General features: G+C 41.4%; 6 protein-coding genes and 1 pseudogene. 3 read left to right on the plus strand and 4 right to left on the minus strand.

The window, feature by feature from the left end:
* Positions 1-3 precede the first annotated feature (3 nt).
* The 4 genes and pseudogenes from WA338_RS17770 to WA338_RS17785 all read right to left on the minus strand — a co-directional run bounded on the left by WA338_RS17770 (position 4) and on the right by WA338_RS17785 (position 9,953).
* A pseudogene (locus tag WA338_RS17770) lies at positions 4-4,335 on the minus strand (CusA/CzcA family heavy metal efflux RND transporter).
* A 95-nt stretch (positions 4,336-4,430) separates the two neighbouring features.
* Positions 4,431-4,832 (minus strand): hypothetical protein, encoded by a 402-nt coding sequence (locus tag WA338_RS17775; RefSeq protein WP_009781875.1) that lies wholly within the window; start codon positions 4,830-4,832, stop codon positions 4,431-4,433.
* A 100-nt stretch (positions 4,833-4,932) separates the two neighbouring features.
* A complete protein-coding gene (locus WA338_RS17780) occupies positions 4,933-8,994 on the minus strand; it encodes a T9SS type B sorting domain-containing protein (RefSeq protein ID WP_009781876.1) in 4,062 nt (1,353 codons plus the stop codon).
* Positions 8,995-9,203: 209 nt separating this feature from the next.
* Positions 9,204-9,953: a TerB family tellurite resistance protein gene (locus WA338_RS17785; protein WP_009781877.1), complete on the minus strand. Its 750-nt coding sequence runs from the start codon at positions 9,951-9,953 to the stop codon at positions 9,204-9,206.
* A 525-nt stretch (positions 9,954-10,478) separates the two neighbouring features.
* Here WA338_RS17785 and WA338_RS17790 point away from each other — a divergent pair.
* The 3 genes from WA338_RS17790 (at position 10,479) to WA338_RS17800 (ending at position 13,084) form a co-directional block, all read left to right on the plus strand.
* Complete coding sequence (locus WA338_RS17790; protein WP_009781878.1) at positions 10,479-10,889, plus strand: BrxA/BrxB family bacilliredoxin; 411 nt, start codon at positions 10,479-10,481, stop codon at positions 10,887-10,889.
* A gap of 127 nt (positions 10,890-11,016) precedes the next feature.
* On the plus strand, positions 11,017-12,807 hold the full coding sequence (locus WA338_RS17795; protein ID WP_009781879.1) for a chloride channel protein: 1,791 nt from the start codon (positions 11,017-11,019) through the stop codon (positions 12,805-12,807).
* A 4-nt stretch (positions 12,808-12,811) separates the two neighbouring features.
* Positions 12,812-13,084 (plus strand): hypothetical protein, encoded by a 273-nt coding sequence (locus WA338_RS17800; RefSeq protein ID WP_009781880.1) that lies wholly within the window; start codon positions 12,812-12,814, stop codon positions 13,082-13,084.
* Positions 13,085-13,141: the final 57 nt, after the last annotated feature.

Genomic DNA, 13,141 nt, shown 5'->3' on the forward strand with positions numbered 1-13,141 from the left:
CTTTTAAAGTAGGATATAATTGAGTTGAATCACGGTCTGGTTGTAGTTGTTCAGACTTTCTAAATAGGCCAGTTTAATGTCGTACGCCTGTTGCAAAATCTGTATGTATTCAAAGAAGTTGACCTCGCCATTTTTATAACTGGTAATTGCTGTTTTTTCCAGTTCGCTCGCCAGAGCGTTTCCTTCAGAATCATAATAATTGAGTTGTTCTGCGTAGGTATTAAGCGCACTTCTAAGTTGAGTTACGCGCGATTGTAACTGAATTTTATAATTCGCCGCTTCTTGACTTGCCGCTTCTGCAGCGATTTTTGCTGTTTTAATTCGGCTGGAAGCCCCGGAAAAAAACAACGGAATCTTAACGCCAAACTGATACCCGATCAAATTCTGATCAAGACCGTCGTTTGAACCTTGAAAGTAATTCACCGTAAGATCTGGCAATAACTCCTGTGCACTGAATTTACGTTGGGCTTCAGCCAGATCAATTTGATAATCGTAATACGTATTTGCGACCTCTAAATTTTCCTGACTTACAGATGGCACTAAGCGTTCTATTGGATCAGGCGTGATCTGCAGCGTATCTACCTGAACCAACTGCGTAAGCAGTTTTTGTGCCGCCAGTAATTCTTCTTGAACTTGTTTGCGCAGCGTTTCAATTTCTTTTTGTTTGGCTTGCGCCGAAATTTTCTCGAGATAATTGCTTTCTCCAAGCTCAAACCTGCGCTTTGCCGCGTAGGCAAAATTTTGATAGATGCTGTCCAGATTTTGGTACAGCTGAAGCTTTTCATTCACATATTGCAAACTATAATAGGCATTGGCCAAACTTTGCTCCAGTTGCATTTTGCTCAGTTCTGCCCGACTTGAAGCCACAGCATAAGTAGCCTTATTCACTTTTGCCTGTGCAAAATATACTGTGGGAAAAGAAAAGGTCTGACTCACCCCAAAAACATCAATCGGTCTGTTGTTTGTTGCGAGGTTGTTCTCGTCATAATGATAGTACACTTCGGTCTTATCAAAGCTAAATGCACTACCTATAGCCGCATTGGCTTCATCACTACGCAAGTTGGCCGCTTTGATCCCGGCGTTATTCTCATAAGCCAATTCACGCACTTGCTCAAAACCAGAAACCTCCTGCGCCTGTGCCACTCCGCCTGCTAAGAGCAGCAGTAGCAAGACAGAAACCCCTTTATTAAAGCCTTTAGCAGGTTTGCTCGTATCTTTTAAATCTTTATCAAACCAAGACACCAGGACCGGTAAAACCACCAAAGTCAATAAGGTCGCAGAAATTAAACCGCCAATGACTACGGTAGCCAGTGGGCGCTGTACTTCTGCCCCGGCATTTGTAGATACTGCCATAGGTAAAAAGCCTAAAGCTGCAGCAGTAGCAGTAAGTAACACGGCACGCAAACGATCTGTAGCACCTTTGGTTATGAGTTCGTTCCTGTCAATCATCCCCTGTTTCTTTAATTCTTTAAAATGTTCAAGCATCACAATACCGTTGAGTACGGCGATACCAAAAAGCGCTATAAAACCTACACCGGCAGAAATACTAAACGGCATCCCGCGTAACCACAATAAGAAGATTCCGCCCACAGCAGAAAGCGGAATAGCAGTAAAGATCAACAAGGCTTCTTTTACCGATTTAAAAGCGAAGTACAACATCATAAAAATCAAGAGCAATGCTACCGGCACTGCGATCTTTAAACGTGCAGTGGCACTTTGCAGGTTTTCAAATTGACCACCATAATCAATCGTATAGCCTGTTGGTAGTTTTACATTTTTACTTACGATTGCCTGAATCTCATCAACCACAGACTGCAGATCCCGATTACGCACATTCACTCCCACAACAATGCGTCGCTGGGTCTGATCTCTTGATATCTTTGCGGCTCCTTGCGTATACTCGATTGCTGCCAGTTCGCTTAGACGTACCTTGGCACCCGTAGGCGTGTCTACATACAGGTTTTTAAGGTTGTCAATATCCTTACGCTGATCCTGATCTAAGCGCACCACCAGATCAAAACGCTTTTCTCCTTCAAAAATATTTCCCACACTTTGTCCTGAGAAGCCCATTTTGATCAGGTCATTAAGGTCTGAAATATTAAGGCCATAACGGGCGATTTTCTTTCGGTTAAAACGCACACTCATTTGTGGGAGTCCGGTAACTTTTTCTACTGAAATATCAGCCGCACCTTCTACATTCTGAATTAGATCACGTATTTCATTTCCTTTTTTATTGAGAATCTCGAGATCTTCGCCAAAGATTTTAATAGCGATATCTGCCCGTACTCCCGTAATGAGCTCGTTAAAACGCATTTCTATAGGCTGGGTAAATTCGATTTCCATTCCCGGAATCACACTCAAAGCTTCTTTAAATTGAGCTGCGAGTTCATCTTTAGTTTCAGCAGAAACCCACTCGCTTTTATCTTTTAAAGTAATGATAACGTCACTATCTTCCATAGACATCGGATCGGTAGGAACCTCAGCAGCGCCAATTCGGCTTACCACTTGTTTTACTTCAGGAAAATTGTCTAACAGGATTTTTTCAATCTGTGTAGTGCGTTCAATCGTTCCGCTTAGCGAAGTACCGGTCTTCAAAATAGGCTGAATCACAAAATCTCCTTCATCAAGCTGTGGGACAAATTCGCCTCCCATCGTCGTAAAAAGATAAACTGCAGCTACTAAAAGCGCCACCGAAACACCAATAATCAACCTACGCGCACCAAGCGCCCAATGAATGACACGCTCATACTTTCCCTTTAAATAATTGACCAATCGCACGGAAATATTTCGATCTGAAGGGGTTTCTGCCTTTAAGAATACCGAAGCTGCCACAGGAACGTAGGTAAAACAGAGCAGCATTGCACCAATAACCGCAAAGCTGAAAACCAATGCCATCGGGATAAACATTTTTCCCTCAACACCGCTTAACGAGAGAATAGGAATAAAAACAATGAGAATGATCAACTGTCCAAATACAGCAGAATTCATCATCGTTGATGCCGCATCTTGGGTGATCTCATCTTTTAACGCACGTGTTTCTGACTTGCTTAGAGCTCCAATGGCATCCTGCCGCTGAGACATTTTATACGCCACAAACTCAACAATGATCACTGCACCGTCAATGATGATCCCAAAATCAATAGCTCCCAAGCTCAATAGGTTGGCATCTACATCAAAAATATTCATCATTCCCAAGGCAAAAAGCAAACACAAGGGTATCACCGAAGCGACAACCAAACCGCTGCGCCAATTACCTAAAAGAAGCACCACCACAAAAATCACAATAAGAAAGCCTAGAATTAGGTTTTCACTAATGGTAAAGGTGGTTTTTACGATGAGTTCGCTGCGGTCCAAAAAAGCATTGATATACACACCTTCTGGCAGCGTACTGCTTATTTCTTCAACACGCTCTTTTACCGCTTCAATAACCTTATTGGTGTTGGCATCCTTAAGCATCATCACCTGCCCCAGCACTTTTTCTCCCTGACCGTTTCCTGTAATTGCACCAAAACGCGTTGCGTGACCAAAACCTACATTTGCTACATCTTTAATGTAAACGGGGATCCCGTTGTGATTGGCTACTACCATCTGCTCGATATCTTCGAGAGAGGTCGCGAGTCCTTCACCACGAATGAAATAAGACTGGTTGCTTTTTTCAATATATCCACCACCGGCTACACTGTTGTTCTTTTCTAGCGCTGCAAAAACTTCTGAAGCAGCAATATTCATCGCATGAAGCTTTTGTGTATTAAGTGCGACTTCATATTGCTTTAAATAACCACCCTAAGAATTGATCTCGACCACTCCGGGAATCCCTGAAAGTTGCCGTTTTACGATCCAATCCTGAATCGTTCTCAGCTCTGTGGCCGAATACCTCTCTTCATAGCCCGGTTTTACATCAAGAACATATTGATAGATCTCACCAAGTCCCGTGGTAATAGGTCCCATTTGCGGCGTACCGAAACTCGCCGGGATTTGTTCTGAGGCCGATTTGATTTTTTCGGCTAATAATTGTCGGGGAAGATAAGTTCCCATAGCATCTTCAAAAACCACAGTAACTACCGAAAGACCAAATTTTGATACCGAACGTATTTCTTTAACTCCCGGTAAATTGGCCATTTCGAGTTCTACAGGATAGGTGATAAACTGTTCCATATCAACTGTAGAAAGATTTTCTGAAGTAGTAATTACTTGCACTTGATTGTTAGTAATATCAGGTACAGCTCCTACTGAAATTTGGGTTAGCGAAAACAGTCCAAAAACAATGATCGCAATAGTAAACAACAGGATGATTAACTTATTCCTGATGCTAAAGTTTATGATAGCATTAAGCATGATAAAAAGGTAAAACGTGAAAACTAAGAATAGCTTCCTCAGAATAGAGGAACTAGGCTAATGTGAAACCTGATAATACCAGGTTCTAGAAATGTTTACGCGTTTTTAGGCGGCTGAAAAATAGAAGAGGCTACCGCAAATGAATAAAAATCGCGATAGTCAAAAGAAGCAGTAGTTTGATCTACAGGAACACTCTTAGGTTCTGGAATCAATTCTACCGAATTAAAATAAGCAATAGCTGTGTGCACGCAAGAGTGCTGATGCTCAAAAGGTAGTTTCTCGTGATCTTCACGCTCCTCTTGATGCTCGATATTATGCTGTTGTTTGAGTTCGCCGTAATGCTTGTTTAAAAAACTGTAAACATCATCGCCAAACTTTACCTGATGATACTCATAATGATCGAGTAAATCTTCTATATGCAAAAAGTCACCAAAACTTATCTTGAAGCTTTGGCCAAGAAGCATAATAGAGAGAATACAGATTAACAACTTTGACATCGCCACAAAGTTAATCAAGAAGTGTAAAAAAGTTTCGGGTCAAGCGATTTTTAGAATCAAATTAAATAGATGACAATCTCTATGCGACTATAAGCGTATTCTATCTTTTAAGGGTAAAATGTGATTTGAACGTTGCCGGCACCTCTTCAAAGGTATATTCCACACGAAACCAATAGTCATCAGAAGGCATTTTTTCTCCTCTGTAAGTGCCATCCCAACCCGGACCTTGTGGAGACAAGCTTTTTAACAACTTACCAAAACGGTTAAATATGAATATTTGCGCTTCAGGATAATCTTCTAGGGAAGTGATGTTCCATGTATCGTGATAACCGTCATTGTTGGGAGTGAAATATTTTGGGAAGTTTATTACCTGCACTTCTACGGTAGTTGCACCACAGGTTCCATTGATCCCTCGTACGGTGATAAGATGCGTTCCCGGAGTTACATCTACAAACCGAGGCGTATTTTGAAAAGCTTGATCATCTAACCGATATTCATACTCACCAAAACCAGCAGCAACCGTCACGTCTATAGCCGAAACATTTTCAAAAGGCTGCGATACCTGAACATCAAGAAGCGGCTGTGCCGACTCTAATACTTCAACCGTCGTGGGATTGTAATTACACGCTGCGCCAACTTCAGGGTTTAGTTTTTCGGTAGAAACTGTGTAGATGCCTGCTTCTTCTGCCGTAAATGTTGCTCCTTGCCCTACCAATTGTTCATTTAAAAACCAACTCACTAAAAATTCTGAAGGATCAAGACCTGAATTTAAAATCACGGGATTTTCTACAGCTCCGGTTTCCGCATTGCGACAAATGGTTCCACCTTCTACGGTAAAATTTAATAGCGGGTATACGGTTACCTCAAAAACATCTTCGTCAAAACAATTAGGATTATCTGTAGCTTCAGCATATTTATAAATCGTGTAGGTGCCGGGTAATAATTCGTAATCAGCCGGATCAATTGGCGATTGTTTATCAGGTCCAAAATAATAGCCTTGATTAAAATTGGTTTGTGATAAATTGGGAAGAATGTAACTGCCACACTGCTCAACATCAGGCTCTGGAACCAAAACAGGAGTTTCTGAAATGGTGACGGTAAAACTACTTTCGTCTTCACAGAAAAAACGAGTTCCGTTGCGCGCATAAATAAAAACCTCCTGCGTCGTGGTTAAAACATCTCCGGCATTAAGCTGCGTTCCCTGACCACCAGATTGCGTAAAATAATTACCCTCAGCGAGGGCTGGAAGCGTATAACTATCGCATTGTGCTATATCATCAAAGGTTTCAACCTCAACTCCAAGAATATTTACCGTGAAGGTGTTTTCACTATAACACGCAGTAAAATCATCGTAAGCATTATATACATAAAGCGTTTGTGTAGCTGAAATAACATCCCCGGCAAAAAGCTGCACCCCTTGTCCCATAGGCTCTGAAAAATAGTTACCATTCTCCAGTTCAGGAAGCGTATACGGCTCACAACTATATACAAACGTGAGGTTATCTACCGGAAGTAAAGGTCTGATCTCAACCTCAAATTGAGTCTCATTCTGACAACCACTTACTTGATTGTTTATAAATATGATTTGAGATTCATCAATTACATCACCGGCAAAAAGCTGGGTCCCGCCACGTCCGGTTTCGGTGAAATATTCACCATCGGTTAAGGTTGGTAATGTATACGTCTCACCCTCACACAAGAGTTGATCAGGCAAGGTATCTACCGGCGGGATCGCTATGACGTTGATGTCAAAAAATGCATTGGTCGTACAATTAGATCCCGATGTTGTGTTTACATAATAATAAATACGCTGTGAAGTGGTGAGCACCGTACCTTCGGGAATGAGGCTTCCTCCGCCTGCAGCTTCGGTATAAAAAGCGCCCTCTTCTACAGCAGGAATGGTATAGGATCCACACGCATCAAGGTTTTGAAATTCGGGAACGATAAAAATGCGCCATTCATAGAAGTTGGTACACGTACCATCATCATTAAAAATATAGAGCGTTCTTGTGGTATTGATGACATCTCCTGCATTCAAGGTGCTACCTGAACCATTTGCCCGGGTATTGTAGCTTCCATTAGTTAAAGCAGGTAATGTAAACGAATTACACGCCACTACATCTGCGGGCTGGTCTACCGGAGGAAGCGGATGTATAATAATGTTTACAGGTTCCTCCCGACATACCGAACCACCTTCTTCATAATAAAAATAGATGATTTGACTTGTCGTTAACTCATCTCCGGCATCAAGTCGGGTTCCACCTCCACCGGGACCGCCTGCAGCGGTATAAAATGCTCCAGCCAAAGTCGTCGGAATGATATAGCCTCCGCAAGCCTCTCTATCGCTCAAATCATAATTATCAACAAAAGTTATGCTGAAGGAAGACTGATTGCTACACCCATTAGCATCAGGACCGTTGAATATAAAGAGCACCATATCTTCTGTAATGATATCACCGGGATTATAGCGCGTTCCGGTACCGTTAGCGCCAGAAAAATAGGCTCCGTTTGTTAGTGGCTCCAATTCGTAAGCATTACAGGTGATGACATCAGCAATTTGATCTACAGGAGGTAGATTATTAACCTCTATTACAATGTTTACCGTCTCATAGCACAAATCTTCGTCAGCAAAAGAAACACGAGCAACTAGTGTTTGAGAAGAAGTTTCTGCCGGTACGACATATGGAGAGAACACTTCATTACTCATCGCATCTGCATCTGCTTGACTTTCATAATAGGTAATGTTATACAATGCCGGACTCTGACCGCTTAGAATTTCATTAGTTACTTGGGTTAAATCTACGGCCACATCATTACCAGGTCGCGTACAGGATTGTATCGGGTCTGGAGTTGTTACTTGAATTTCTGGACGCACTTCTAACTGAAAAGAGTAAACCGCGTCACAGGTATTACCAGTATTTAAATTGCGAAGTCTTATAAAAATACGTTGGCCGGTGCTTTGAAAAGCATTCAGTTCACTGGTAGGTATAGGTTGGTCATTTGACAAGTCGGTTGAGCTGGCATAATACACCACTTCAAACTGACTCGCATCCAGGCCTAGCGCTTCAGCATCATTTTCTGTGAGATTAAAGGCTGAAGGATTTCCTTCGTTATAACAGGCAACCAGATCTTGTGGTGCAGTTACTGAAAGTGCATTTACATTAACCTCATCAGTAATTACACAACCATTATTCGAAATCTCCACACGATAAACACCGTTGTTGCTTATAGCTAACGAGTTTGTGGTCTCTCCAACAATTTCACTTCCATTAAAAAACCAGCGATGCGCATATATCGAAGCATCTAAACCGGTAGAAAGTGTGGCAGCGTCACCACTACAAAGAACCAGATCAGGTCCCAGATCTACACTCGTATTAAAGCTACCACCAGCGAGAAAAATAGCAGAATCGTAATTGGTATCGTTAGAATCTCCTATGACGATTCTAATATTGTAAGAAGTTCCCGGAGTCAATGTTGAAGAGGCCGTTAACACCTGCGTATAACCACGCATGTTTATCGTAGACTGTCCATTGGTCACTTCATAAGAATCAAAAAGACCCGGATTTACAGAATTACAACTCGAATTATACTGTGTATCTCTAATATTACGCACAGAGATTTCTTCTCCACTGGGAGTCAGCGCTAAGTTTTGTGAAGTTCCGGTGCTTAAATCGGTGAGAATAAATGCAACGACATCTTGAGAAGCACACTGCCACTCCCCATACTCATTAGAAGCAAAAATAAAGTCAAAACTAAAATTGCTCGAAAGCGGCACAAAGTCGAATTCTAAAAAAGAAGTTTCTTCAATGGTTGCGCTATTTCCTGTTGCGTCATTTATAGCTTGCAAATAAGGATCACCGTTGGTATTGAGTTCGCTGCTCAATTCATCTGTATTTCCCGAGTAAGCGCCTCCGGTCAATTGCGCATTTCCGGTGCGTAATAGCACACCATTTGCTAAGGGGAATGCGCCACCGTTGTTAGAAAATAATCCAGCAGCTTGGGTTGAAGATATTGAAACATTACTGATTTCTGCACACGCATCACCCACTAGGGTACTTACTAATTCTTCAGCAGGTCGCGGACTATCAACACTTACTTGCTGGGCGTTTATGTGCAAATAGGAGAAAATCAAAGCTAAGACAAGTAGGTATTGCTTGCTCATTAGAAAGGGGCATTTAATCGTTTAAAGACAAAAACCTAACGATGAGTTTCTACTAAAATTATGGGGCGAAGCAAAAACTAACGTTAAAATAAATTGCCCTCAAAACTACCTTTTAAAAAACTGAATTTCAAAATATTAACAACAAATAAAGAACCCTTTGCGTTTTTACGGGCAAAGGGTTCTTTATTTGTAAGTTATTTCGGTCAAATTTACAAGCCACGTTCTTTTTGAATGGTTTCATAAGCATCCTGCACATTTCTGAATTTTTCTTCAGCACCGGCGCGATAGGCTTCATCCATATGTTGCAATTTATCTGGATGGTATTTTTTTACCATATCACGATAGGCTTTTTTCACTTCTGCATCAGAAGCTGTTTTTTCGATCTCTAAGATCTTATAAGCACTGTCTGAATTTTTAAAGAACATCGCTTTGAGGCCTTCAAACTCATTACGACTTAATCCTAAATATCCCGCGATTGAAGAAATCTGATTGACCTCGGCCGTAGAAACGTTTCCATCTGCTTGAGCAATGCCAAATAAAAAATGTACAATTTGCAGGCGAACTTCTCTGCGTGTGCGTTGCACCAGATAGGCACAAATACGCTGCGCATTGATCTCCCGTTTCTTCACCACATCGTTAAACGTTCTAAAAGTGGCATTGGCACGTTCTTTACCATAAGCCTGCACAAAATATTGACGTACATAGTCCATCTCCCGCTGACTTACTTGCCCATCGGCTTTAATGACAATAGAGCAAAGCGAAAGTAAATTCAGTTCAAAATCTCCGGGGGTTACCGTCTGTTGACCACCGCCAAAAGGCGAGCGGCTTCTGCCTGAAGCTTGACCGTCACTTTTGTTGAAAAATAAATTATCTATAAGCATGCCTATCACATAGCCTGCCACCGCGCCTAGAAAACCACGGTATGCAAAGCCTATGATGGCTCCTATCCATCGTACCATTTAATTTTTTTTATTCAGTTTTGGTTTATCTACCTGAAGCATATAAACCATCTCGCAGCAAAGCCCGCGAGACCTTTGTTAGAAACAAATTTTAATATATAGTCATCCCGTTAGCTATCGGAACAGGGTAACAGCATCTTTGACAATGCCAAAAAACCCGTGCAAAAATAAAGCCTTTGCTACAGGTAGGTCGCAAATATGACAAATTGTTACTTGATGTAGTGTTGGCTTGCTTAGCTTTTACGACTGTCTTTTAGTATAAAATAAAGGCTGCGCAAGGGATTGGGGCCTTGTGGTGCTCGTTTGCAATGTTGCCCATTGAAAACAGCGACAGCCATAAGCTTACCCATCGGTAAAGGCAGGCTCATGAGATTGCTTGGAAACGAATTTTCGATTTCGAGGCAAGCCTCGGAGTATTCAACCCTTTGGCGGTACCAATAAAAAACGAGATTCAAACGTAGGGTTTACAAAATATGCCCGACTATTATTTTATATCTTTGTAAACCAAAAATTAAAATAGAACTTATGTATCCAGCAGAATTAGTAAAACCTATGCGTGAAGACCTTACTTCTGTAGGTTTCACAGAATTACATACAACAGATGATGTGCAGGCAGCTATGAAAAAAGAAGGTACTACGCTTGTAGTAGTAAATTCGGTTTGTGGTTGTGCCGCTGCAAATGCTAGACCGGGAGCGCGTATGGCTTTACAAAATGCAAAAACTCCAGATAATTTATATACTGTTTTTGCAGGAGTAGACCGCGAAGCAACAGAATTGGCTCGTAATTTTATGGTGCCATTTCCTCCTTCTTCACCATCTATGGCATTGTTTAAAGATGGCGAATTGGTTCACATGTTAGAACGTCATCATATTGAAGGGCGTCCTGCAGAGCTTATCGCAGATAATCTTGTAGACGCTTTTAATGAATATTGCTAATAAAAGACCTTTAGCTTTAAAATCCCCGGTTTTAAAAACACGGGGATTTTTTTTTAAATAAGTATCCTAAGTTACCTTGCGTAAGAATTTGAGCTATTACTTTTGTAGGCCTTAAAATCTAAAAACAATGCCTGGTAAAAAACCTCTTTTACATCGCTTTCACGCCTGGCGTTATAAGCATATTTCAAAGACCACATTTATCTATTTTTTAAGTGTGATCACGGGACTTCTTGCCGGTTTGGGAGCTGTTTTGATCAAGAACTTTACTCACGTAATTCAAAACTTGCTTGAGGGTAAACTCGTTGAAAATTACAGGTATGGTTTTTACTTTTTATTCCCTATTGTAGGTCTTGCTCTTACTGTGCTCATTGTAAAATTTGTGATCAGAAACCCCCTTAGTCATGGTGTACCTATGACACTTAGGGCTATCGCAAAACGCAAAGGCTTACTGCGCAATTATCAAGTTTACGCCTCGTTGATCACCGCGCCAATAACCGTAGGTTTTGGAGGTTCGGTGGGATTAGAGAGCCCAACGGTAGTTACCGGTGCAGGAATTAGTTCGTACCTGTCTCGTATATTTCACATGGATCAGGCGCATCGTAATTTACTTTTAGGTTGTGCCGCCGCAGGTGCGATGTCGTGTATTTTTAAAGCGCCCATCGCAGCGATCATTTTTGCGGTAGAAGTTTTTAGTCTTGACCTTACCTTACTATCGCTAATGCCGTTACTTTTGGCTTCTCTTTCAGCGATTTTGACTTCTTATTTCTTTTTTGGTTCAGACACCATTTTGCCCTTTGAATTGAAAGATGCCTTTACTATTGCAGATTTCCCGTATTATATGGTACTCGGAGTTGTTGCAGGATTGACTTCGGTATATTTTAGCAAAGCCTATTTTGCAACGCAAAAATTTTACAGTAGATGGACTTCAGCAACCACAAGGTTAATCATTGCAGGAGCCTCGCTAGGTGTACTTTTGTTTTTTATTCCGCCGCTTTATGGTGAAGGTTTTGACATTATCAACCAGCTGCTCGAAGGACATACCATTAGCGCTCTAGGCGAAACTTTTTTCAACGATTATCTCGAGAATATTTGGGTGGTGATCGCACTTCTGGCAGGTTTAGTTTTCTTTAAAGTAATCGCTTCAGCCATCACTTTTGCCGGAGGAGGAATCGGTGGGATTTTTGCGCCTGTTCTATTTATGGGTAGCGTGATGGGAAATTGCATCGCAAAAGTCATCAACAATCTTGGCATTAACGGCGTTCATATTTCAGAAAGTAATTTTACGCTCGTGGGTATGACCGGTTTACTCGCCGGAGTACTTCACGCACCACTAACCGCGATTTTCCTTATTGCTGAAATTACCGGTGGTTACGGACTTTTTATTCCGCTGATGGTTACGGCCGCTATCTCTTACGGAATCAATAAGTACTTCTTATCCTACTCGGTTTACGGGATGGAACTGGCTGTAAAAGGCGAACTCATCACACACGATAAAGATCAGGCTGTGCTTACCTTGCTGAATGTAGATCAGATCATTGAGTCTAATTTTATTCGGGTGCGCCCTAATATGACTTTGGGCGAAATGGTAAAATGTGCAGTTGCCAAGTCAACCCGAAACTTGTTCCCTGTGGTGAATGAAGATGATGAGCTCGTAGGCGTAATCACCCTTGATGATATCAGAGAAATTATGTTTGATGCGTCGCTGTACGACACAACAAAAGTGGGGAGTTTAATGCACGCTGCTCCAGAATATATTTACTTAGAATCTGATCCCGCAAAAGAGGTGATGCGCAAGTTTCAAGACAGCGGCGCCTGGAATTTACCGGTGATCAAAGACGGAAAATACCACGGTTTCATTTCAAAATCAAAACTCCTTACCGCGTATAGACGTATGCTGGTGAGTTTTTCTAGAAAATAAAATTATGCGTAACGCAATTATCATACTCTTCTGCCTACTTTGTCTAAGCCTTGGCTACGGACTGTACCTGAGATATTTCACCGCAGACACGTTGACCGGCGATCGGTTTTTAGGCATCACCATTTTGGCGGTTGCTTTCATCCTGATGCCTATGTTTTTATATCATCGTTGGAAAGATCGAAACGTAAAAGATTATATGCTTGATGAAGATAACATAAGGAGGATGAGAGACTTCAATGAAAGTAAAGATTCACGCAAAAATTCTGAAAATCAATAACTTTTGATAAAATAAATTTACCTTAAGTTAACTTTTGTGTTGTTTAAACACGTAGCT

Source organism: Leeuwenhoekiella sp. CH_XMU1409-2, from assembly GCF_037029365.1.
Lineage (GTDB): Bacteria > Bacteroidota > Bacteroidia > Flavobacteriales > Flavobacteriaceae > Leeuwenhoekiella > Leeuwenhoekiella blandensis.

Excerpts from the sequence above, each read along its gene's own strand:
- WA338_RS17775 (WP_009781875.1), bottom strand. The coding sequence starts at position 4,832 with ATGTCAAAGTTGTTAATCTGTATTCTCTCTATTATGCTTCTTGGCCAA.
- WA338_RS17780 (WP_009781876.1), bottom strand. The coding sequence starts at position 8,994 with ATGAGCAAGCAATACCTACTTGTCTTAGCTTTGATTTTCTCCTATTTG.
- WA338_RS17785 (WP_009781877.1), bottom strand. The coding sequence starts at position 9,953 with ATGGTACGATGGATAGGAGCCATCATAGGCTTTGCATACCGTGGTTTT.
- WA338_RS17790 (WP_009781878.1), top strand. The coding sequence starts at position 10,479 with ATGTATCCAGCAGAATTAGTAAAACCTATGCGTGAAGACCTTACTTCT.
- WA338_RS17795 (WP_009781879.1), top strand. The coding sequence starts at position 11,017 with ATGCCTGGTAAAAAACCTCTTTTACATCGCTTTCACGCCTGGCGTTAT.
- WA338_RS17800 (WP_009781880.1), top strand. The coding sequence starts at position 12,812 with ATGCGTAACGCAATTATCATACTCTTCTGCCTACTTTGTCTAAGCCTT.